This window comes from Flavobacterium xizangense (assembly GCF_054075145.1).
On the sequence record NZ_JBSIPG010000004.1, the window covers coordinates 50,882 to 72,239 of the forward strand.

At 32.7% G+C, this 21,358-nt stretch carries 23 protein-coding genes; 12 read left to right on the forward strand and 11 right to left on the reverse strand.

Features of this window, described 5'->3' with window-relative positions; genetic code table 11:
* Positions 1-12: 12 nt before the first annotated feature.
* Together ACWA1B_RS11855 and ACWA1B_RS11860 are read right to left on the reverse strand one after the other, a co-directional pair.
* Positions 13-1,989, reverse strand: a complete 1,977-nt coding sequence (locus ACWA1B_RS11855) for a KUP/HAK/KT family potassium transporter (protein ID WP_456907114.1) — start codon at positions 1,987-1,989, stop codon at positions 13-15.
* 134 nt (positions 1,990-2,123) lie between these two features.
* Complete coding sequence (locus ACWA1B_RS11860; protein WP_456907115.1) at positions 2,124-3,425, reverse strand: hypothetical protein; 1,302 nt, start codon at positions 3,423-3,425, stop codon at positions 2,124-2,126.
* Between the two features lie 235 nt (positions 3,426-3,660).
* Between ACWA1B_RS11860 and ACWA1B_RS11865 the strand changes: the two genes are divergently transcribed.
* Positions 3,661-4,722 (forward strand): WD40/YVTN/BNR-like repeat-containing protein, encoded by a 1,062-nt coding sequence (locus tag ACWA1B_RS11865; RefSeq protein WP_456907117.1) that lies wholly within the window; start codon positions 3,661-3,663, stop codon positions 4,720-4,722.
* 86 nt (positions 4,723-4,808) lie between these two features.
* Here ACWA1B_RS11865 and ACWA1B_RS11870 read toward each other — a convergent pair whose 3' ends face one another.
* Genes ACWA1B_RS11870 through ACWA1B_RS11885 form a run of 4 tightly spaced genes read right to left on the reverse strand, consistent with a single transcriptional unit; the run spans position 4,809 to position 7,559 of the window.
* Positions 4,809-5,267, reverse strand: coding sequence for a sensor of ECF-type sigma factor (locus ACWA1B_RS11870; protein ID WP_035647275.1), 459 nt, complete (start codon positions 5,265-5,267; stop codon positions 4,809-4,811).
* Between the two features lie 17 nt (positions 5,268-5,284).
* The gene (locus ACWA1B_RS11875; protein WP_142450995.1) at positions 5,285-5,698 is read right to left on the reverse strand and encodes a hypothetical protein; all 414 of its coding nucleotides are present in this window, start codon (positions 5,696-5,698) and stop codon (positions 5,285-5,287) included.
* A 33-nt stretch (positions 5,699-5,731) separates the two neighbouring features.
* Complete coding sequence (locus tag ACWA1B_RS11880; protein WP_456907120.1) at positions 5,732-6,274, reverse strand: RNA polymerase sigma factor; 543 nt, start codon at positions 6,272-6,274, stop codon at positions 5,732-5,734.
* A 58-nt stretch (positions 6,275-6,332) separates the two neighbouring features.
* A complete protein-coding gene (locus ACWA1B_RS11885) occupies positions 6,333-7,559 on the reverse strand; it encodes an SRPBCC family protein (RefSeq protein ID WP_456907122.1) in 1,227 nt (408 codons plus the stop codon).
* 459 nt (positions 7,560-8,018) lie between these two features.
* Between ACWA1B_RS11885 and ACWA1B_RS11890 the strand changes: the two genes are divergently transcribed.
* Entirely contained in the window at positions 8,019-8,399 is a 381-nt protein-coding gene (locus ACWA1B_RS11890) for a pyrophosphohydrolase domain-containing protein (RefSeq protein ID WP_456907124.1), read from the forward strand.
* Positions 8,400-8,604: 205 nt separating this feature from the next.
* On the opposite strand, the gene ACWA1B_RS11895 is transcribed toward ACWA1B_RS11890, so the two are convergent.
* Positions 8,605-9,675 carry a branched-chain amino acid aminotransferase gene (locus ACWA1B_RS11895; protein ID WP_456907126.1) on the reverse strand — a complete coding sequence of 357 codons (1,071 nt, stop codon included), beginning with the start codon at positions 9,673-9,675 and terminating at the stop codon, positions 8,605-8,607.
* Positions 9,676-9,985: 310 nt separating this feature from the next.
* Here ACWA1B_RS11895 and mnmC2 point away from each other — a divergent pair, with 310 nt between their 5' ends.
* The gene (gene mnmC2 / locus ACWA1B_RS11900; RefSeq protein WP_456907127.1) at positions 9,986-10,651 is read left to right on the forward strand and encodes a tRNA (5-methylaminomethyl-2-thiouridine)(34)-methyltransferase MnmC2; all 666 of its coding nucleotides are present in this window, start codon (positions 9,986-9,988) and stop codon (positions 10,649-10,651) included.
* 166 nt (positions 10,652-10,817) lie between these two features.
* Positions 10,818-11,015, forward strand: a complete 198-nt coding sequence (locus ACWA1B_RS11905; protein ID WP_026730370.1) for a hypothetical protein — start codon at positions 10,818-10,820, stop codon at positions 11,013-11,015.
* 31 nt (positions 11,016-11,046) lie between these two features.
* Here ACWA1B_RS11905 and ACWA1B_RS11910 read toward each other — a convergent pair whose 3' ends face one another.
* Positions 11,047-11,991, reverse strand: a complete 945-nt coding sequence (locus ACWA1B_RS11910; protein ID WP_035647253.1) for a LysR substrate-binding domain-containing protein — start codon at positions 11,989-11,991, stop codon at positions 11,047-11,049.
* Between the two features lie 107 nt (positions 11,992-12,098).
* Between ACWA1B_RS11910 and ACWA1B_RS11915 the strand changes: the two genes are divergently transcribed.
* The 4 genes from ACWA1B_RS11915 to can all read left to right on the forward strand — a co-directional run bounded on the left by ACWA1B_RS11915 (position 12,099) and on the right by can (position 15,469).
* Complete coding sequence (locus tag ACWA1B_RS11915; RefSeq protein ID WP_035647250.1) at positions 12,099-12,578, forward strand: Dps family protein; 480 nt, start codon at positions 12,099-12,101, stop codon at positions 12,576-12,578.
* A 122-nt stretch (positions 12,579-12,700) separates the two neighbouring features.
* Positions 12,701-12,985 carry a hypothetical protein gene (locus tag ACWA1B_RS11920; RefSeq protein WP_456907128.1) on the forward strand — a complete coding sequence of 95 codons (285 nt, stop codon included), beginning with the start codon at positions 12,701-12,703 and terminating at the stop codon, positions 12,983-12,985.
* Positions 12,986-13,065: 80 nt separating this feature from the next.
* Positions 13,066-14,715: a SulP family inorganic anion transporter gene (locus ACWA1B_RS11925; RefSeq protein ID WP_456907130.1), complete on the forward strand. Its 1,650-nt coding sequence runs from the start codon at positions 13,066-13,068 to the stop codon at positions 14,713-14,715.
* A 118-nt stretch (positions 14,716-14,833) separates the two neighbouring features.
* Complete coding sequence (can, locus tag ACWA1B_RS11930) at positions 14,834-15,469, forward strand: carbonate dehydratase (RefSeq protein ID WP_456907132.1); 636 nt, start codon at positions 14,834-14,836, stop codon at positions 15,467-15,469.
* A gap of 42 nt (positions 15,470-15,511) precedes the next feature.
* Here the strand turns inward: can and ACWA1B_RS11935 are convergent, their stop codons facing one another.
* Together ACWA1B_RS11935 and ACWA1B_RS11940 are read right to left on the reverse strand one after the other, a co-directional pair.
* Positions 15,512-16,714, reverse strand: coding sequence for an LETM1-related biofilm-associated protein (locus ACWA1B_RS11935; RefSeq protein WP_456907134.1), 1,203 nt, complete (start codon positions 16,712-16,714; stop codon positions 15,512-15,514).
* 112 nt (positions 16,715-16,826) lie between these two features.
* Entirely contained in the window at positions 16,827-17,354 is a 528-nt protein-coding gene (locus ACWA1B_RS11940; RefSeq protein ID WP_133524462.1) for a superoxide dismutase family protein, read from the reverse strand.
* Positions 17,355-17,567: 213 nt separating this feature from the next.
* Between ACWA1B_RS11940 and ACWA1B_RS11945 the strand changes: the two genes are divergently transcribed.
* The 4 genes from ACWA1B_RS11945 (at position 17,568) to ACWA1B_RS11960 (ending at position 20,033) form a co-directional block, all read left to right on the forward strand.
* The gene (locus ACWA1B_RS11945) at positions 17,568-17,993 is read left to right on the forward strand and encodes an META domain-containing protein (RefSeq protein ID WP_456907137.1); all 426 of its coding nucleotides are present in this window, start codon (positions 17,568-17,570) and stop codon (positions 17,991-17,993) included.
* 32 nt (positions 17,994-18,025) lie between these two features.
* A complete protein-coding gene (locus ACWA1B_RS11950) occupies positions 18,026-18,547 on the forward strand; it encodes a DUF4251 domain-containing protein (protein ID WP_456907139.1) in 522 nt (173 codons plus the stop codon).
* A gap of 27 nt (positions 18,548-18,574) precedes the next feature.
* On the forward strand, positions 18,575-19,465 hold the full coding sequence (locus tag ACWA1B_RS11955; RefSeq protein ID WP_456907141.1) for a transporter: 891 nt from the start codon (positions 18,575-18,577) through the stop codon (positions 19,463-19,465).
* 82 nt (positions 19,466-19,547) lie between these two features.
* Positions 19,548-20,033 carry a hypothetical protein gene (locus ACWA1B_RS11960; RefSeq protein ID WP_456907143.1) on the forward strand — a complete coding sequence of 162 codons (486 nt, stop codon included), beginning with the start codon at positions 19,548-19,550 and terminating at the stop codon, positions 20,031-20,033.
* Between the two features lie 66 nt (positions 20,034-20,099).
* Here the strand turns inward: ACWA1B_RS11960 and ACWA1B_RS11965 are convergent, their stop codons facing one another.
* The gene (locus tag ACWA1B_RS11965; RefSeq protein WP_456907145.1) at positions 20,100-21,191 is read right to left on the reverse strand and encodes a glycoside hydrolase family 18 protein; all 1,092 of its coding nucleotides are present in this window, start codon (positions 21,189-21,191) and stop codon (positions 20,100-20,102) included.
* Positions 21,192-21,358 lie beyond the last annotated feature (167 nt).

Genomic DNA, 21,358 nt, shown 5'->3' on the forward strand with positions numbered 1-21,358 from the left:
ATTTTATAAAGGTTAATTTTTTATAATTCGAGTCAATCCGATGTTTTCCGGAGCGTGAAGCACCATTGGGAATTTCTCTATTTTAACTGAACTACTATCTAAACCAAATGCTCTTTCTTCAGACAAACTCAGTTTTTTAATAAAGAAATAAGAGTTCATGATGATATTCTCATGCCATCTTAAATCATTATCGTTTGATAGGAATTTCTCAGATAATACAAATTTAAAGTCGCCAATAATATTATTTTTATTCAATGATTCATAACGGCTGGTAATATCAACTTCACCACGTTTTACCATATCACGGATTACTTCTCTGAACATTAAATTGATTTTTGTAGGTTCTCTAAATCCTAAGTTAAAATCTATTCTGTAAATGTCATCTCTGGCAATCTCAGTAACTTTATATTCGGTTTTATAAGGCTCGGTAAGAATATTTACGTGTACAAACCAGTAAATATCAGCTCTTTTGGGGCGCTTTTGTAAGATGGAGTAAATTACTTTTTCTTCCAATTCATCAACACGATTGGCATTCGTCATATATACCAAATGCGTTGCGTATTTAGGTATTGATAAATCCCTGCTCAATTCTACTAATACCTTTTTATAGTCGTCAATTTTGATGATTTTAGTGTAGCTTTTGTTGATTTTCTTAGCAAGATACCAAATCGTCATAATTGAAATCAATAAAATTGCAATGATCAAAGTAACATAACCGCCTTCAGCAAATTTTGTAATATTAGCAAAAAGGAAACTGAATTCGATCAATAAATAAATCGTGATCAGCGGTACCATAAAATACAGCTTTACACGCTTCATGATCAAATAATAATTCAATAGAATAGTTGTCATGATCATACATAAAATAATGGCAAGACCATAAGCATGCTCCATATTTCCTGATTTTTCGAAGTGAAGTACGATACCAACACATCCAAAAAACAATAACCAGTTAATTGACGGAATGTATAATTGTCCTTTAACTTCTGTTGGATATTTGATTTTTACTTTTGGCCAGAAATTCAGACGCATTGCTTCATTAATTAAAGTAAACGAACCACTAATTAATGCTTGTGATGCAATTACAGCTGCTAAAGTTGCGACTACAATTCCGAATGGAAGAAACCAATGTGGCATGATTAAGTAAAAAGGGTTTCCATTTTCTCCGCCTAATTGCTGTAAAGTACTTCCTTCATGATGTGTTAAATAAGCCGCCTGACCAAAGTAGTTTAATACTAAAGTTGCTTTTACAAAAATCCAGCTGATACGAATGTTTTTTCTTCCGCAGTGTCCCATATCAGAGTACAAAGCTTCAGCTCCTGTAGTACAAAGGAATACAAAACCAAGAACAAAAAATCCGTCAGGATGAATAGATAATAAATGGTAAGCATAATATGGATTTACCGCTTTGATAACTTCAGGATAATGAAAAATCTGAATTGCTCCTAAAGTTCCAAGCATTGCAAACCATATCAGCATCATTGGTGCGAAAAATTTTCCAACCAATTTTGTTCCAAATTGCTGTATAGTAAATAGAATAAATAAAATGGCAATTACAATAGAAATGATGGTTTCCGTTTCCATTGTAGGATAGAATGCTCGGATTCCTTCAACTGCAGATGAAATCGAAATTGGTGGTGTGATAATTCCATCGGCCAAAAGTGCACTTCCTCCAATAATGGCGGGTACAATGAGCCATTGAATTTTTGTTTTTTTAACTAAAGCATAAAGAGCAAAAATTCCACCTTCACCATGATTGTCAGCACTTAAAGTAATAAGTACATATTTTATTGTAGTTTGAAGAGTAAGAGTCCAAAAAACACAGGAAATCCCCCCTAAAACAATGTCCGAATTTATCGCGTATTCACCAAGAATGGCTTTCATTACATACAATGGAGAAGTCCCAATATCTCCATAAATAATTCCTAATGTGATCAATAGACCCCCTATAGACAACTTACTATGTAAGTTTTTATGCGCTGCGCTCATGTGTGTTTTTATAAAAGACGGTTGCAAATTTACTCTTTTAAAATAAATTAGCATCAATTATAAATAAAAAGATAAAAAAAAGCACAATCCGTAAATTGTGCTGATTTTTTTATTTTAGAAATATGATTTTGATATTAACCTCTTCTACCGCCACCTCTAGATCCGTTTTCTCTTTGTGGTTCACTGCTTCTAGATTCCTGTCTCGCTTGGGGAGCTTCCGAACGTGGTGCACTTTGTGGTCTTGAGCTATAAGATCTATTCTCTGAGTTTCCTCTGTTTTCAGAGTAACTTCTCGATGGTTGCGCTTGAGGTGCAGGAGCAGTCCTTTCAACGCTTGGTCTGTTCATTGAGTTTCCTCTGTTTTCAGAATAACCTCTTGAAGGATTATTGTTTTGAGATGCTGATCTGTCTGAATAATTTCTGTTTTCTGAATTTCCTCTAGGCACAGAAACAGCTGGATTATTTCTGCTGTAATCTGGTCTTGAAGGTGCAGCAATAGTCGTATTGTTTTCTCTGTTATTTACAGTTGGACGGCTTGTATTGTTATAATTTCTGTCTGAATTTCTGTCTGAAGTATAGTTTCTGTCTGAATTATAGTTTCTGTCTGAAACTCTGTTCTCTCCATATTGAGGTCTTCCAGCATTTGATCTGATTGGATTATTATTGTTTTGAGAAGTATTATAGTTTCTGCTTGTTACTCTTCTTTGGTCTAAATCATATCTGTTGCTTACATTAGCGTGTCTGTCTGCAAAGCTATAATTAGGTCTCATTCTTTCGTAGCCATAAGCGCGTCTTGATTCGTAAAGAACTGGAGCTCTATAACTTCTTCTATAGTTAACATAATTGTAGCTGTTGTGAACATTGATACATACATTTACATTGTTTCTATATCTGTAAACTGGGTAAGGTCTCCACGCTGTGTAATAAGTTGGGTAATATCCCCAATACCAAGTTGAATAATATGGTCTGTAGTTTGTAACCCAGAATGAGGTATAAATTACAGGAGCAACATTATAAACAGGTTCGTAAATATAGTTTGCACCGTATAAATAAGTGTTTCCTACAACCTGAACTGTTACTTTGTTATAGTTGTCTCTTTCTACATCAATTGTTGCAATGTCTTGGTAAACATCGCGGTCTAAAACTGCTTGAATAATTACAACGTGAGTTCTGTTTTCTACAGATTCGATTACACGTAAATAATCTACCTGATCATCTCCATTTAAATCAAGATTAGATATTTGATATTTTGGGTCATTCAATCTTCTTTCAAAATCCTGAAGATTTGATGATTCTCCAAACATTGAGGCAACAGCTCTTAAGTCTAAATTATCGCTGATGTCTGAATTTTTTGCATAAACAGTAGCTTGGTTTTGCGCTGAACAAGAACTAAGTCCGATGGTTAAAAATGCTAGTATAAGTAGGTTCGCTTTCATGGCAAATAATATTAAAAAATTAATTATTGTAGATTATCCAATTACTGTGCCAAAAAAAAATATTTGTATGTCTGCTACTATCAAAGCTTAGGGTTAAAAAGTTGTGTTTTGTTGGATTGTTTTTATTTTTGCTTTGACAAAAAATAGTGTTCGAAAATTTTATTATCAAAAAAAACAAAAGCTATTTTATATGTTATAAATAATTGTATTTTAGCAAATACTAAATCTAACCTACATGAGAAAAATTATATTATTTTTTAGTTTATTTGTTTTGTTGGTGTCTTTTAAAGCATTGAAAAATAGTGATAAAGCACCAGTAACAGGTGGTTTTGTTTCAATGCAGACGGAAATTTTGTTTCAGGATAAAATTAGCATCAGAGCTATTTCGATAGATAATAATAAAGTTTGGTACGGAGCCGATAATTCTCGTTTTGGCTGTTTTGATTTAGATAAAAGAGAAAAATTTGAAGATCATATTTATCGCGATACGCTTAATTTAGAGTTTAGAAGCATTGCTCAAAATACAAAAAGTGTGTTTTTATTAAGTGTTGGAAATCCTGCTTTATTGTATCAGGTTGACAAAAAAACTAGAAAAGTAAAATTAGTTTATAAAGAAGTTAATTCCAAAGTATTTTACGACAGTATGCAGTTTTGGAATGACAAGGAAGGAATAGCAATTGGTGACCCTACAGAAGATACTTTTTCAATTATTGTTACTCGCGACGGAGGTGAAACCTGGACAAAACTATTATCTGATAAATTGCCTACAAATACTCAAGGTGAAGCAGCTTTTGCAGCAAGCAATACCAATATTGTAATTAAGGGAAATGATACCTGGCTGGTTTCTGGTGGAAAAAAATCTCGTGTTTTTTATTCACCTGATAAAGCAAAAACATGGAAAGTTGTCGATACTCCAATAACTCAGGGTAAAGCAATGACAGGAATTTTTACTGCCGATTTTTATGATGCAAAGCACGGATTTGCTGCTGGCGGTGATTATGAATTTCCAGAGAAAAACGCTGACAATAAAATTTGTACCAAAGACGGGGGAAAAACGTGGGAAGTAGTAGGGCAGAATCAAGGTTTTGGATACGCTTCATGTATACAATATGTGCCAGGAAGTAATGCAAGAGAATTAGTTTGTGTGGGTTCTTCGGGAATTCAGTATTCTCAGGATGGAGGTGCGACATGGAAACAATTATCAGATGATTCTAAACTTTTTACTATCAGATTCATTAATAAAAATACAGCGATCGCTGCAGGTTACAATAAATTAATCCGAATTACTTTCATATAGTCAGATAAGATTTCTAAAAATAACAAACCCCCTAAATAATAAAGTAAGTATTATTATATAGGGGGTTTGTCGCTGTTGTACTTTTCTTAATCTTTTGCGGCTTTATCGCGATATTGTTTTAATAATTTTCGGTTAAAGTCATCTTCAGATTTTTTAAGCTTTAGTATTTTTTTGGCTGAAAGTATTTTCTTTAAGTTCGAATTGTATTTTTCGCGTAAAAGATATAATTCCTTATCAGTGCTTTCCATTTGCGCAAGCAGGACTGCAGCTTCTTTTTCTGAAATTGAATTAATATTATCATCATCCAGACGCTCTAGATACGCTTTCATTTTTTGATGTCTTAATTCAAATTGTCTATCATCATAGGCATTGTAAATAGGCCAGAATTTTTCAGCTTCTGTGGGAGTCAGTTCTAATTCGGTTGTTAAAAAAGAAACTTTATAAGCTTTAATCTTTTCACGCTTTTCATCTGTTTTGCCGCTTTGGGCATAAAATGAAAAACTTACCAGGAATAAAATTATCGGCAATATGTTTTTGATTTTCATCTTTTAAGTTTTGTTTTTTATTCAGAAATTAAGTGTTCGATGTTTGGATTTGATGCTAAAATGTCTTCAAGAGTTTCGTCTTCAATGGCAACATTTTTATTTAGTTTTTGAATATCTTTTGTGTCCAGATTCTGAATCAGATCATACTGATTTAAATTAGACTGATAAGATAAATAGGTTTCTAAAGTGGCTTCGTCAAGTTCTTTAGAAGTGGCATTGTAATTATTGACTATAGGAATCATCAGTGCAAAAACAACTACTGCGGCTGCAGCAATTGAAATTACATTCTTGCGTTTGTAAAACGGTATTACTTTTACTTCTTTTTCGTTAATCTGCTGTAAAACTTTTGCCGACAAATCATCAAAATAGTGTTCTGGAGTTTTAAATCCAGACTTGATTTTCGGTTCGTTTTCTAATTTAAATGCTTTCATAATGTCTATAAGATAGTTTTTTTTACAAAAGGTTTAATTTGATGTAACATATAATTCAATTTTTTTTACCGCATGATGGTAAGATGCTTTTAAAGCACCTACTGAAGTTCCTAAAATTTCAGCAATTTCTTCATACTTTAGTTCTTCAAAATATTTCATTTTAAAGACTAATTGTTGTTTCTCGGGCAAAGTGATTATGGCTTTTTGGAGTTTTATTTGAATTTCATCTCCATCAAAATATACATCAGATTTTAAATTCTCTATAGTTTTTGTCTGTAAAGCCTCTGATGTCAATCCGCTTAATTTTGCTTTTTGATTTAAAAATGTCAAAGCTTCGTTTGTTGCAATGCGGTACATCCAGGAAAAAAGCTTGCTTTCGCCTTTAAAGTTTTTTAAATACTGAAAAACCTTTACAAAAGTATTTTGCAAAACATCATCTGCGTCATCATGATTCAATACAATGTTCCGAATATGAGAATACAGTGGTTTTTGATAATCAGACAAGAGTTTTTGAAACGCAGCGTTTTGCGTTTTAGGATTTAATAATTCTTGTATAAATTCCTTCTCGTCTGTCAAATTTTTTCATTTATCGTATTAGAATGAATTTTAAGCTAAAGGTTTAAAAGTCTTTATTTTAGAATTCGTCTTCTTCAGGTTTTACTGGTGGAGTAGTGACAGGTTTTGGTGCCGCTGGTTTTGGTTTTACAGGTTTTTTTACAACAGGTGTAGTCGCTGCCGGATTAGTTGTAGCAGCAGGATCTTGAGTAGTTGTATTATTTTCCGATGGATCAGGCTGAGAACCGTAAACATCAGTAGTTGGCGCTGTAGTCACAGGAACAACTTTTGGTTTTGTTGGAAAATAAATTTCAGTAAGTAATTTAGACGAACTTTTTGTGTCTAATTTGCTTACAGTTAATATTTCAAGATGCGACCAGCTTAGGTCTGGTATTATTTTTTGATTGTTTATGTAAGCTGTCGTTTTTGCAATTGCTTCACTCGTATGCGAATAATCACCTGTTAAAGTTGTTTTTACAGCTTCAAAAGCATTTAATTTTCCTGATAAGATATCGCTTCCTGAACTAATTGAAATTTCTTTGTTTATTGGTAGACAGATTGAAATTTTAGCCAATCCTGTTGTTGTATCGTAAGTATGATAAATAATAAAAGGCTTTCCTGTTGTTTGTAGCGCATTGGTCTCGCTAAAATGAATCAGTTTCGGAATAACGATTCTAGCGTTTTTATTTATTTTAGAAATTTCACTTGTAAAAGTCTGTTTAATATATGGTGTTTCGGTTTTTTGTACTACACCATCTACTTTTATGTTGTAGGTTTTGGTTTCATAATCCAGATTTTTGTCAATGTTGGCAAGGCTTTTTTCGTAAATTGTTCCGATAACCTTGTCCGAACCTCCGTTTAGGGCTGTGTAGATTTTGAACAAAAAGCTCATTGTTCCTTTTGCTTTCCAGGTAACTTTTGTTTTTCCCGCTAAAGTATCTTTGAAAGTCCAGTTTACATCGGCCTCTGTACCATCATATTTCATTTTTTGCTGAATGCTTTCTCCATCTTTTGTTTTAAGAGTTATTGCATTTCCAGAACCCTCAGTTCCTGTCCAGAAAAATGATGCGCCGTTTCCAGCTGTTTTATTTGGGAAAGTAAAGTTTAGTGACGGATCTTCAAGAGCCCAAGATTCAAAATCTTCATAATTTCTAAAATCATTTATGTAATTGTACACAGTAGCTTTTGGTGAATTGATTACTTTGCTTCTTTCTACATCAAAAATTCCTTTTTGAGTAGCAACAAAAACGGTAAGAGCAACTAAGCTTAATAATGCTAAAAGAAATAAATATTTTAGAATCTTCATTTGGGTAGATTGTTTGGTGTCGTAAAGTTATAAATTTTTATTACTAGTAGTACTAAAAATAGTGCCACGATAAAAATACACTTTATAAATTATTTTGATCAAAAAAATATTCAAATTAAACGATTTTGAAAGCGTTTAATTATAATTTTTGAAATTTATTTTATGAAAGTAAAAATCGGGATCCGGTATCTATCTTTTGAAAAAGATTTTGATCACAAATAAAAGAGCAATGAAGAGTAAAAATACAAGCAAAACTTTGTAATTTCCTTTGTAGAATATTTTATGAAGAGCGAGATCTTTTCGATAAGCAAAAATCATAACGATTACAAAAGCAATAAAAAAACAGACTCCGAATATTAATTGTCCCTGACTAAACATAGTTAAAATTATTTTTGGCAAATTTAGAGAATTGTATACGAATTGTTGCTAATTTGCCAATTCATTTAATCAATTAAAATCATGAAGAAACAACTGGATGCCGTAACGGAATTTCATACGGCTTTTAAAATAGGTCATAGTCAGACCCCAATTGCTGATTTGGGAGCAACTAAAAAAATGCTTCGTTATAATTTGATGAAAGAAGAAAACGAGGAATATCTTGAAGCTGTTCAAAATAATGATTTGGTCGAAATTGCTGACGCTCTTGGAGATATGATGTATATTTTATGTGGAACCATTATTGAACATGGTTTACAAGATAAGATCGAAGCGGTTTTTGATGAAATTCAGCGTAGTAATATGAGTAAACTGGGAGAAGACGGACAACCAATTTACCGTGAAGACGGAAAAGTGATGAAAGGGCCAAACTACTTTAAACCAGATTTCTCTAAGTTATTATAAATCCTTTTCTAATTTTTAACACGTAGGAACATAGTTTTCATGCCCTTAAAAGGCGTTTCAATTGCATTAGCATATAGCTTTAATATTCTTTATATGAGGTACATTCTATCTATGTTTCTATGTGCTTAAATTTAAGCGAATGCTATAAAAATTAAAAACCCGATAAATTTTAAATCTATCGGGTTTTTCTTTTATTGATTTTGGTTTATTGAACTTTAACTGTCCATCCGTAAGTGTCTTCAGAAAGTTTGTTTTGAAGACTTGTTAGTTTTTCTTTCAAGAATGAAGCGTATGAATTTTCTACTGGAGTCATTTCATAATATTCACCTTTATAAGAGAAACCTTTGATTACGCTGATAACCGCTGCAGTTCCAGCTCCAAAAATTTCTTTTAAAGATCCGTTTTTAGCAGCTTCAACCAATTCTGAAACAATTACCGGACGAACTTCAACATTCAATCCTTCTTTTTCTGCCATTGCAATCAAACTTTTTCGGGTAATACCATCTAAAATTCTTTCACTTGTTGGCGCTGTTAATAAAGTATCGTTGATTCTGAAGAAAACGTTCATTGTTCCAGCTTCTTCCAATTTTGTGTGCGTTGCATCGTCAGTCCAGATAACTTGCTGGAAACCGTCTTTGTTTGCTAAGTTAGTTGGGTAAAATTGTGCAGCATAGTTTCCTGCAGCTTTTGCAGCTCCAATTCCGCCATTTGCAGCTCTACTATAATGTTCTGCAATAATTACTTTTACTTCACCTCCATAGTATGATTTTGCAGGAGAAAGTAAAATCATAAATTTATATTCGTCAGATGGATTTGCGATAACTCCAGGTCCAGTAGCAATCATAAAAGGACGAATGTACATACTTGCACCATTTCCTCTTTGAATCCATTCCTGGTCGATTTTTAACAATTCGTTTAAACCATCCATAAAAATATCTTCCGGAACTTCTGGCATTGCCATACGAACAGCAGAACTGTTGAAACGTTTGTAGTTTTCATCAGGTCTAAACAACCAAACGTCATTGTTCTCATCTTTGTAAGCTTTCATTCCTTCGAAAATTGCTTGTCCATAATGAAAGACTTTAGAAGAAGGATCCATTAAAATTGGCGCATAAGGCTTAATGACCGGAGTCTGCCATTGTCCATTTTTGTAATCACATTCAAATAAATGGTCTGTAAATACAGCACCAAAGCTTAAGTTTTCAAAGTCTACAGAACTTATCTTAGAAGAAGTAGCTTTTCTGATTTCAATTTTGCTTGTTTGAGTTGTACTCATAATTATGTAAAGTTTTATCGAATTGAATTCTTAACAGATGAAAATATAACGTAGTGATCTGATGAAGAATAGGTTTTTGTTGAATGCAAAATTACGGAAAAATATGTAAGTTGCTTAGTAAAACTGCATTAATTCCTGCATTTGACTGAGATTTATTTATCTTATAATAAACCTAAAATTTTGGCTAAGTTTTATAAATTATTTATGAAAAAAGTGCAGTTTTTTAAGGCTTTACGCATTTGTTTTGATTAATTTTGATTAATAAAACGGGCTGTAAATTAGTTAATGTCCATTATAAAATTCGAAAATTGTGAAAAGAGAAATAATTAAAACGTTAGATGGCTCAACGACAATTCATTTGGAAGAATGGAATGAAAGTTATCACTCAAAACACGGTGCTATACAGGAAGCGAAGCATGTTTTTATAAAAAATGGACTTTCATTGTTTGAAGATAAACCGGTAACAATTTTAGAAATTGGTTTTGGAACTGGTCTTAATGCTTTTATTACTTTTTTGGAATCAGAAGATAAACAGCAAACTATTGATTATGTTGGGGTAGAAGCTTATCCGGTAAATGCGGAAGAAGTTCTGGCCATGAATTATGTGGCTGAATTACAAGCATTGGAATTTGATAACATTTTTGAGAAAATGCATAAAAGTGAATGGAATCAGAAAACCGAACTTAGCGACAAATTCTTGTTAACCAAAAGGAAACAATTTTTTGATGAAATCAATGATTTTGAAATTTTTGATTTGATTTACTTTGATGCTTTCGGATATCGTGTGCAACCGGAACTTTGGAGTACCGAAATTTTTCAGAAAATGTACAATAGTTTGAAACCGAATGGCGTTTTAGTAACATATGCCGCCCGGGGAGTTGTTAAAAGAAGTATGATTTCTGTTGGATTTAGAGTCGAAAAATTAGCTGGTCCTCCTGGAAAACGAGAGATGTTTCGCGCCTTTAAAGACGCTTAGAGCGAGTTGTTTAGAATCATTCTATATTGAAGTATATGTTTTAAGAAAACGTATTCGTTGCTAAAGTTTTTAAAAAAAATAGTTAAAAAGAGTTGTTATAAAGGTTATTTGTTTAAATTTGGTGCGAGTTTAAAAAATTAGATAACCCCAAAAATCTTATTTTATTATGTCAAAAATGATGTTTGATTACACGAAATCAATACTTGAAAGAGTAAGTTTCGATCCGGTACTTTTCTGCAAAGAGTTAGAAAAAGCTATCAAAACACTGTTACCTTATGAAATGGAACAATTACAAGAATGGTTGTTAAGTTTTGTAATCGAAAAACCAGAATTAAAACAAAGTCTACTACTGATAAAAGTATAAAAGAAAAGGAGCCAAATTGGCTCCTTTTTTATTACGCTTTCTTTTGTAGCGGACTTATGATTTGAACATTCTGAAAAACAATTGCTCCTTTTACAACGCCTGCAATTGTAGATCTGATTGCGTCAATGATTTGCATTTTTAATTCGCTCTTTGGGTAAATCAAACTTACCTCGCGGGCAGGTTTTGGTTCCTTAAAGTTACGGAGTTTCAGTTTATCGGATTCTTTTAAGTCTAAGGTGTGCAAGTACGGAAGTAATGTTGTGCCCAAACCTTCGTCGGCCAATTTAATTAGGGTTTCAAAACTACCACTTTGAATCTGGAAATTATTTTGATCGGCATCAGAAACGCTTTTGCAAAGATTTAAAATTCCATCTCTGAAGCAATGCCCGTCTTGTAAAAGCAAAATTTCATTTAGATTTAAGTCAGCAACTTCAATTTCTTGTTTTTCAAAAATTGCGTGATGCTCTGGGATATAGGCAACAAATGGCTCAAAATACAAAACGATTTCTTTAATTTTTTCGTCTTCAAGCGGAGTTGCCGCAATTGCCGCATCCAAATGTCCGTTTTTTAATTTTAGAATAATTTCTTCCGTATTTAACTCCTCAATTAAGAGTTTAACTTTTGGATATTTTTTTATAAAATTATTCAAAAACATTGGCAAAAGCGTTGGCATGATCGTCGGAATGATTCCTAAACGAAATTCACCACCAATAAAACCTTTCTGCTGTTCAACAATATCTTTGATTCGGTCAGCTTCGTTTACAATATTTTTGGCCTGGTTTACAATCTTTTGTCCAATATCAGTAAGCTGTATAGGTTTCTTGCTTCTGTCAAAAATTAAGATATTGAGTTCTTCTTCAATTTTCTGAATCTGCATGCTTAAAGTGGGCTGTGTTACAAAACACTTTTCAGCAGCCAGAGTGAAATTTTTATGTTCTGCAACAGCTAATACATATTGCAATTGAGTTATAGTCATATTGATAGTAATTTTTGATGCAAAAATAAGAAAATATAATTTTTATTTATATAATTTTCATGAAACTTACTTTAAATTTGTAGTAAATTAGTGTAAAAAATTAGATTATGAAAACAAATATTTTAGGATTACCAGTTAAAGAATCAGAATTGTTAGTAAAAGAACTGAATATTTTGCTATCCAATTTTCAAGTATATTATCAAAATCTAAGAGGAATTCACTGGAATATTCGCGGAAAGCGTTTTTTTGATCTTCATGTAAAATTTGAAGAGTTATATACAGATTCTCAGCTTAAAATAGATATGATAGCCGAAAGAGTTTTGACTATCGGAGGAACTCCTTTGCATACGTTTGAAGATTATATCAAAAACAATAAATTGACAGTTGGAAAAAATATTTCAAATGATGAAAAAGCAGTTCAATTGATTGTTCATTCATTGTCTGATTTATTAAAAATAGAAAGAGAAATCTTAAATAAGTCTGGCGAGATTAATGATGAAGGAACAAATTCTATGATGAGTGACTTCATTGCCGAGCAAGAAAAAACAATCTGGATGATGAATGCATGGCTTGAAGAAACGATTTAAGTACTTGTATTTTAATTTATTAAAAGCAGAACGTCATAAAAAACGCGTTCTGCTTTTTTGTTAATGTTAAATTTCTATAAAAAAAACTTTGATTTTATTTCTTTAACGCTATTTTTGCCTCAATGAAATTAGTTGCTCGCATATTATTATTCATATTTATTGCTTTCTTGGCAACACCAACAGTGGTGACGCTAATGAAGAAAAGCAATGATACGTCTATGTTTTTCAGTTTTTCTGAAGAGGAGCACTCGCACAAAGAACTTAAGGCTGCTGTTTATCCGGCAATACTTCAACATGAAGTTGTAATGCTAGTTTATATTGAAAAAAAGACAATAGCGTCTGAAAATATTGTAAAATTAGAGAATATCTCTCCGAGCATATTTGCTCCACCACCCAACTTGGCATAATACTTCCGATTATTTTGAACTGAACTGCATTTGTATAATTGCGGTCAAACTTTAATGAATAATTTTTTTAGTATTGTGTTATGACAAAAAAAATCAATCTTTTTGCTAACCTAAAATCTGATTTTGCCTCAGGTTTGGTGGTTTTTTTGGTGGCTCTTCCATTGTGTCTAGGTATAGCAATGGCTTCTGGAGCGCCTTTATTTTCTGGAATTATAGCGGGTGTTATTGGTGGAATAGTAGTAGGTTACTTAAGCCAGTCACACATTAGCGTTTCAGGTCCGGCTGCTGGATTAACGGCAATTATTTTAACCGCTATTACTGATTTTGGTGCTTTTGATGTGTTTTTACTGTCTGTTTTTATCGCAGGAATAATTCAATTAGCATTAGGGTTTTTAAAAGCCGGAAGTATATCAAACTATTTTCCTACTAATGTAATTGAAGGAATGTTAGCGGGTATTGGTATCATTATCATTTTGAAACAATTACCACACGCATTTGGTTATGATGCTGATTTTGAGGGTGATCAGGCTTTTATTCAAAATGATGGAAGCAACTCGTTTTCATTTTTGTTTGATGTCATTAATCATATTCAATTAGGAGCGGTAGTAATATCAGCAGTTTCGTTGGTAATACTTCTTGCCTGGGATAAAGTGCCATTTTTAAAGAGCTTAAAATTAGTTCCGGGTGCATTGGTTGCAGTTGTTGCTGGAGTAGTGCTTAATGAAGTTTTTGTTTCTTCAGGAAGTTCATTGGCAATTGCAAAAGAGCATTTAGTTTCTTTGCCTGTTCCAAAATCTTTTGATGATTTTAAATCTATTTTGATACTTCCAAAATTCAGCGCAGTTACAAATCCTCAGGTTTGGGTCGTTGCTGTCACAATTGCAATTGTAGCTTCTATCGAAACATTATTATGTATCGAAGCTTCTGACAGAATGGATGTTCAAAAACGTTATACCGATACCAATGTTGAGCTTAGAGCACAAGGTATTGGAAATATGATTAGTTCGCTTTTAGGCGGTTTGCCAATGACATCTGTAGTGGTTAGATCATCTGCAAATAATAATGCAGGTGCAAAATCTAAAATGTCGACAATCATACATGGTGTGCTTTTATTAATAAGTGTTTTGTCGATTCCGGCAATTTTAAATAAGATTCCATTAGCAACTTTGGCTACAGTTTTAATTTTAGTAGGTTATAAATTAGCTAAACCAGCAACTTTCATGCATTTCTGGGAAAAGGGCAAATATCAATTTGTGCCTTTTATAGCAACTTTAGTCTTTGTTGTTGCTACAGATTTGCTGAAAGGGGTTGCGTTGGGAATTATAATCAGTATTATTTTTGTACTGAGAGGTAACTTAAAAAGAGCTTATATTTTCAAAAAAGAAGAATATGAAGATGGCGACATTATTCATATTGACTTAGCTCAGGAAGTTTCATTTTTGAATAAAGCTGCGATTAAGCAAACTTTAAGCGAGATTCCGGAAAACTCTAAGGTAATAATTAATGCTCATGATACGGAATATATAGCGCACGACGTTTTAGATTTGATTCGTGAGTTTAAGGAAACCAGAGCTATCGACGAAAATATCAAAGTAAAACTGAAAGGTTTTAAAGAAGCATACGAATTGGAGAATACACCAGAGAACAATAATCATGTTACAATTGAGCATTATTATGATGTTGCCAAAAGAGCTTTGGTGAAAAAAGAAACTTCAAAAGAACAATTTTAACAAATAATCAATTAAAGTATTTTTAATGTTGTGGGAACCGTAAGAAATTAGGTAACTTTACCTAAGTTCTTTTTTTTGGTGACTTAAACAATAAAAATACCATTCAAAAAATAAAAAAATGAAAGAGTTTTATAAGCAGTTATTAGAAAACAATAAAAAATGGGTTGAGACTTCTTTAGCAAAAGATCCTAACTATTTTGCTGATCTTGCAAAAGGACAACAGCCGCCATTATTATGGATTGGATGTTCTGACAGCCGTGTTCCTGCAAACGAAATTGTTGGCGCAAAACCAGGAGAAGTTTTTGTACACAGAAACATTGCCAACATGGTTGTTCACTCTGATATGAATATGCTGAGTGTTTTGGATTATGCAGTAAATGTTTTAAAAATAAAACATATTATTGTTTGTGGACATTATGGTTGTGGTGGTGTAAAAGCTGCAATGGGGAATCAGTCAGTTGGAATTATTGATAACTGGATTCGTCATATTAAAGATGAATACCGTTTGCATGATAAATACTTGAACTCAATCGAGGATGAAACAGAGCGTTTTAATGCTTTTGTTGAAATCAATGCTAAAGAGCAAGTTTATAATTTAGCTAAAACTTCAATCGTTCAGGGAGCTTGGAAAAATGGTCAGGATTTGATGCTTCACGGTTGGGTTTATGGATTAAATTCTGGTTTTGTAACTGATTTGAATGTTACAATCAGTTCAAATGACGAGCTTGATGCAGTTTATCAGCTGGATTTATAATAGAAAATAAAAAATCGCCTCCAAAAGGGCGATTTTTTTTTTTTATTCGTTTTCGTCAAGATTTTCATTAAAAGCTGACGGAAGCATTGTTGGGATGAATTTTATCAAAATAGGCAATAATAAACTTCCTCCCGGAAGCAAAAAGATTGTCAATGACGGAATCGTTTTACAGATATCTAAAAGCTGTTTTTTTACTTTTTTCTTTTCTTTGGCGTCCAAATCGCGGGTTGTTGAATAGGCCAACAATACCATTAACTCTTTACTCTGAACGATTTCTTTTACTAGTCGGTTTTTGTTTCTTATAATCAGTTTTACAACGGTGTGCGTCATTTGATCATAAAAATGTTTTACCGGATTTGAGTAATTGAAATAAGGAATTTTCTTTTTATGAGTAGTAATAAACGCATTTGTTGTTGCAATACTATTGGTCACAAAATCATCTGAAACATTCATCATCGAACCTAATGAATACAAGAAATAAGCCTCTTCATTTTCAACAACGCCATCGCTCCACAATGCCATTCCGGCCATATCTATTAAATAGTAATGTTCTAATGTATTGCTGAAATAATCCAGAGACAATGTTTCTAATGTTTCTACAGTAACTTTTGAAAATTTAGAATAACGAATTGACGCTTCGAAAAGTTTTATCAATAAATCATCGTGTTGTGATTTGACCGTTTTTGTTTTTAACGCAAGTCCCACAATTCCTAAAACGGTTTCTTCAATACGTTTTAAATATTTGTCAGGAATAGCCCCATGTTCCAAATATTGTCTGAAGGCCAAAACATCAATAAATAATAAGGCATTTGTAACTAAATGCGAAAAGTTTTTACTGATAATACTGTCATTTGTCTGAACCCTTTGATCGATTATGTTTTCTAATGAAAGCGAAGGAGTATCTTTTGGCAGTAAGATTTTAAACAAGTTGAAACCTTCCGGATTCATCTGGTTGTAGAATTTTAAAGCCTCTGAAATAAAGTTACTTGGTTCAGAGTTTCTTTTTTCCAAACAAAAAACATGATACAAGGTATTTAATAACGCAACTTTAGAAATTTCAGTCTTAAACCAGCCTTTTATAGGGATTGGAATTTGCGTATCAATAGAAATGATATGCCCATAGATAAAGCCAGTTTCTCTAACTTTATAGTAAAAAGAATCTGTAGTTTCAAAAGGAATCGCTTCTGAAAACTTTTGTTCACTAAAAAACTTATCTATCCAGCCTGGTGCCGATGCGTTGATCATTGACTTTAATTTGAGGCTACAAAGCTAACTGTTTTTTCTCGTTTTGGAATTTATTTTAAATGAAATAACCACTAGATTTTGTGAAAAAATAGTGGTTATTATGATTTTTTTATTATTTAATGATTCCTGCACAGGCAACTCTACCACCTGCATTTCCAGTAGGTTGTGTTGTAAAGTCATCTGTTCCCTGATGCACGATTAAACCTTTTCCTAAAACATCTTTATTTGCATCACCACAGCCAACGCACCATTCGTCAGTGGTTAATGTAATAGTTCCGTTTCCTTTTGCATCGGCAGTAAAGTTTCCTATATCACCTTTATGATATTCGCCAACTCCCCATTTTCCATGTTTTTTGAAAGTTGGATTCCAGTGGCCACCTGCAGAACTTCCGTCTGCTGCAGAACAATCTGATTTTTCATGAATGTGAATGGCATGAACTCCAGGTTGTAATCCGGCAACTTTTGCAACAAAGGTTACTTTACCATTTTTTTCCGTGAAAGTTGCAGTTCCGCTAACAGTACTGTTGCTTTTTGGCTCCAAATTTACAGTCAAAGTTTTGGCATCATTTGATTTTGTATTAGTCTTACAGCCAATAATTAGGGCTGTAATTATAGCGAAAGAAACAAGTGCTTTTTTCATGTGTGAGGCATTTAAATTAATGATTAAGTAAATTTAACATAAAAAAGCCGATATAATTAACTCAAAAAGTTAAATAAATCTAAAACTATTAAACGTAATTTAATGGCACTTTGAGCTCAGAACAAAAAAATATTGTTTAAATTCGTATAGCTTTTTAACGAAAAATTTCCCAAGTCTCGTTTTCTAATTCATTAATCTTAAACGCTTAATATTATGATGAAGAATTTTTTTGCACTTGTTTTCATAAGTGCCGTGCTAATTTCCTGTAAATGTCAAAAGACAGATTCAGTTTCAAAAATCGATGGAAATTGGGAGTTAAATTATATTACCGGCCCAAGAATAGCTTTTGATGGTTTATACCCTAATAAAAAACCAACAATTAATTTTGACACAAAAGAAAATCAGGTTTCAGGAAACAATAGTTGTAATTCATTTACGGGAAAACTTAGAGTTACAGGAAACAAAATTGATTTTACCCAGCCAATGGCAGTTACGAAAATGATGTGTATGGATGGGCAAGGCGAACAGGTTTTTATGAGCACGCTTCAGAAAATAACTTCTTATGACGTTACCGATGACGGAAAAACTTTAAATTTTATTTCAGGCGATATTGCGATGATGCGATTTACCAAAAAATAAAGTATTCTATTTTAACTCTTAAATTTTATTTTATGTCAGTTAAATTATCCATTTTATTACTGTTCGTCAGCTTCTTGAGTTTTCCGGCATTTGCGCAGGAAAAAACTAAAAAAGAGCTTAAAGCCGAACAAGAGTTGAAAAAACAAAAAGAGATCGAAGCTTTAATCGATTCTAAAAATTTTGTTTTTGAAGCGCAAAAAGCAATGCCACAAGGCGGAAGGCTTTTGAATCTTGATTACAATACTTATTTTCTAAATTTTAATGAAACTAATACGACTTGTGACCTTCCCTTTTTTGGACGAGCTTATAATGTAGCGTATGGAGGCGATGGCGGAATCAAATTTGAAGGTGTTCCTGAAAATATTAGAATTGAAAAAGCAAAGAAAAAATATACTTTAAGAGCGACAGTAAAAGGCAAAAATGATGTTTATGATCTTTTGTTGAATGTTTTTTTTAATGGAGATGCTTCTCTGTCAGTAACCAGCAATAACAGAGCGCCAATTTCTTATGATGGTGAAGTAGAAGCACCTAAGACAAAAGAAGTTAAAAATTAATATGTTTAATTGCCAATTCTTTTATTTATGCCAAAAAAATACTTCTGTGTGACTTTACTTTTGTTTTCGATTTTATGTTATGGACAGGACTTAGAGCCAAGAGCTTATGCCAATGTTCCCAAAAAACTAAATGTAGCAGCGTTCGGATATGTATTTATGGACGGAAATGTGGTAACTGAGCCGTCTCTGCCTATTTCTGATTTTAAAATTCAGAGTCATAATATTGCGGCGAGTTATATCAGGACTTTTGGTTTGGCAAATAAACTGGCACGAATACAGGTTTCCCTCCCCTTTACTTTTATGGATGGTTCTGCATTAGTAGCGGGTGATTTAGTGACAGGTTCAAGAACTGGTTTTGCCGACACAAAAGTGCGCTTTGGTGTTAACTTGCTAGGTTCTCCTGCTCTTGATAAAAGTGAGTTTAGGGCTTTTCAGCAAAAAACAATTTTAGGGGTGAGTCTGGTAACTTCAATTCCGACAGGAAGATATTATGACGATAAGAGAGTTAATATCGGTACAAACCGATGGGGAATAAAACCTGAAATTGGTATTTCAAAACGGTTCGCTCATGTATATGCAGAGGCTTATGGAGGCGTTTGGTTTTATACCGACAATAATGATTTTTTAGGAAAAAAAATGGAGCAAAAACCAACTTATAGTTTACAGGCGCATGCTAGTTATTATTTTAAAAATCAGATGTGGGTTGGTTTTAATACGACTTGGTTCTTTGGCGGAAAAACAATAATCGATGGAGTTCCTGAAGCCAGCCAAATTGATAACTGGAGAGTAGGAGGTACATTTTCGACACCTATAGCAAAAGGACAATCTATTAGGTTTCAATATCATGTTGGGGCTTTTACCAATAATGGTTTGGATTATTATGCTTTATCAGCCGTCTATCAGTATTCTTTTTTCTAAAATAGAAATTAAATGTAAAATATTTAAAATCAGTATATTTAATAGTGCATAATTATTTAAGAACAAATTAAAAATCAAAACTATGAAAAAGTTACGTCTTATTTTTATTATGGCAATTGCCACGTTTTCAGTTAATGCGCAATCTTCTTTCAAAGAAGATGTGGAAGTTTTACAGAGTGTGTACGGAAAATCGAAAAGTGATTTGGTGAAACAATACATGAATTTATCTGATGAACAGTCAGTTGCTTTTGCGAAAGTTTACGACAATTACGAAACACAACGCAAAGCTTTAGGACAGAATAAATTTCAGCTTATCAATGATTATGCAGCTAATTATGCAACTTTAACTGATGCCAAAGCAGATGAATTGGCAAAAGGGACATTGAAAAATCATATTGCATACGAAAAACTATATGAGAAAACCTATGGTCAGGCTAAGAAAGCAATTGGTGCTATAAATGCAGCGAAATTTATTCAGCTTGAGGTTTATCTCCAAACGATTATAAGAAGTGAGATTTTAGAAGCAATTCCGTTTATTGGAGAATTAGACAAGACAAAAGTAAAATAAAGACGAACTTTATCATAAAAAAAACGGCAGTTATCTTTTTGAGAAAACTGCCGTTTTTTAATTTAATTATTTGTTTTTAACTTCATAAATGGCATTTACCATTCCGTCACGGGTTTTGTCCAGAGGAAGTTCCCAAAACATGATTCCGCCTAATTTTTTAGCTTTTACATATTCCGTTTTAGCTTTTATTGAAGCTAAATCATCTCCGGTTGCAAAAACTTTTTCTTTTTCATTATACCAATATGGAGCCTTTGCCTTATCATCCCAAAAATATTTCCAACCATTTGCTTCAGTATAAAAAGCTGAGGAATTTTTAAATTGAACTCCTTCAGTATGCTCTCCAGACTGATACAAACCATTATTTACGTTTTCTACATTTTTCCAAGTTCTGGTATAAAATGCGCCTCCAATAATTAATTTTTCAGCAGGAATTCCTTGATTTAATAAATAAGTCACTGCTCTGTCTGTTGATTCTTCTTTTGGATTTGTGCTGTATAATGGTGTATGATGTCCCGTAACTTTAGAATAGCCGTTTACTAAATCATAACTCATAATATTGATACGATTCACTAAAGGCGTTACCGCTTTCCAATCGATCGATTCATCTAAATATTTTTGAAAACCGCCTGCAGCAAAACTCAATTCGTATTTTTTCCCTAAAGTAGAACGAAGAATTTTAAGCAATTCGGTAAAATTTGGTTTGTCAACCGCTTGATACAAATGCCCCGGAAGTCCTTCAATTGCTGGATATTCCCAGTCTAAATCTAATCCGTCAACTTTAAAATAATCACTTACTTCTTTAACTGATTTTGCAAATTTTAATCTTCCTTCTGAAGTTGAAAAAGCAGCAGAACAAGGCTCACAACCTCCCCAGCCGCCAAGTGAAAGAATAATTTTTAGTTGCGGATTTTTTGCTTTTAGCGAAACCAAATGTTTAATCGTTATAGAATCTTTTGGAGAATCTACATTTAGTTTTCCACCTTTTAAATGACAAAAACTAAAGATAATTTGGTTCAGTTTATTGACTTCGTATTCGTCAATTAATTTGGAATCGCCTGTATAATAAGCAATAATGTCCAATTTTTTATTTTTCTGGGCAAAAGTCGCTGTGGAAAAAATGCAGAGAAATAAAAATGCAAATAGGTTAATTTGTTTCATTTTTTATTTTTTGAAGTTTTAGAATGTTAAATATAAAGTAATACATTCAATATTTAATCATTTTATATAACTGAGAAAGTTGATTTTAACGAATATTTTGCAAATCGTTGCAAAAATATTGCGTTATAGAAACTTTGACAAAGTTGACTGACTAAAAAAATAAGCCC

Bases quoted from the DNA above. Each gene is read 5' to 3' on its own strand.
- ACWA1B_RS11950 (WP_456907139.1), top strand. From the start codon at position 18,026: ATGTCAGTTAAATTATCCATTTTATTACTGTTCGTCAGCTTCTTGAGT.
- ACWA1B_RS11915 (WP_035647250.1), top strand. From the start codon at position 12,099: ATGAAAACAAATATTTTAGGATTACCAGTTAAAGAATCAGAATTGTTA.
- ACWA1B_RS11870 (WP_035647275.1), bottom strand. From the start codon at position 5,267: ATGAAAATCAAAAACATATTGCCGATAATTTTATTCCTGGTAAGTTTT.
- ACWA1B_RS11895 (WP_456907126.1), bottom strand. From the start codon at position 9,675: ATGAGTACAACTCAAACAAGCAAAATTGAAATCAGAAAAGCTACTTCT.
- ACWA1B_RS11955 (WP_456907141.1), top strand. From the start codon at position 18,575: ATGCCAAAAAAATACTTCTGTGTGACTTTACTTTTGTTTTCGATTTTA.
- ACWA1B_RS11890 (WP_456907124.1), top strand. From the start codon at position 8,019: ATGAAGAAACAACTGGATGCCGTAACGGAATTTCATACGGCTTTTAAA.
- ACWA1B_RS11935 (WP_456907134.1), bottom strand. From the start codon at position 16,714: ATGATCAACGCATCGGCACCAGGCTGGATAGATAAGTTTTTTAGTGAA.
- ACWA1B_RS11940 (WP_133524462.1), bottom strand. From the start codon at position 17,354: ATGAAAAAAGCACTTGTTTCTTTCGCTATAATTACAGCCCTAATTATT.
- ACWA1B_RS11865 (WP_456907117.1), top strand. From the start codon at position 3,661: ATGAGAAAAATTATATTATTTTTTAGTTTATTTGTTTTGTTGGTGTCT.
- can (WP_456907132.1), top strand. From the start codon at position 14,834: ATGAAAGAGTTTTATAAGCAGTTATTAGAAAACAATAAAAAATGGGTT.
- ACWA1B_RS11960 (WP_456907143.1), top strand. From the start codon at position 19,548: ATGAAAAAGTTACGTCTTATTTTTATTATGGCAATTGCCACGTTTTCA.
- ACWA1B_RS11885 (WP_456907122.1), bottom strand. From the start codon at position 7,559: ATGAAGATTCTAAAATATTTATTTCTTTTAGCATTATTAAGCTTAGTT.
- ACWA1B_RS11860 (WP_456907115.1), bottom strand. From the start codon at position 3,425: ATGAAAGCGAACCTACTTATACTAGCATTTTTAACCATCGGACTTAGT.
- ACWA1B_RS11945 (WP_456907137.1), top strand. From the start codon at position 17,568: ATGATGAAGAATTTTTTTGCACTTGTTTTCATAAGTGCCGTGCTAATT.
- ACWA1B_RS11965 (WP_456907145.1), bottom strand. From the start codon at position 21,191: ATGAAACAAATTAACCTATTTGCATTTTTATTTCTCTGCATTTTTTCC.
- ACWA1B_RS11925 (WP_456907130.1), top strand. From the start codon at position 13,066: ATGACAAAAAAAATCAATCTTTTTGCTAACCTAAAATCTGATTTTGCC.
- ACWA1B_RS11905 (WP_026730370.1), top strand. From the start codon at position 10,818: ATGTCAAAAATGATGTTTGATTACACGAAATCAATACTTGAAAGAGTA.
- ACWA1B_RS11875 (WP_142450995.1), bottom strand. From the start codon at position 5,698: ATGAAAGCATTTAAATTAGAAAACGAACCGAAAATCAAGTCTGGATTT.
- ACWA1B_RS11855 (WP_456907114.1), bottom strand. From the start codon at position 1,989: ATGAGCGCAGCGCATAAAAACTTACATAGTAAGTTGTCTATAGGGGGT.
- ACWA1B_RS11910 (WP_035647253.1), bottom strand. From the start codon at position 11,991: ATGACTATAACTCAATTGCAATATGTATTAGCTGTTGCAGAACATAAA.
- ACWA1B_RS11920 (WP_456907128.1), top strand. From the start codon at position 12,701: ATGAAATTAGTTGCTCGCATATTATTATTCATATTTATTGCTTTCTTG.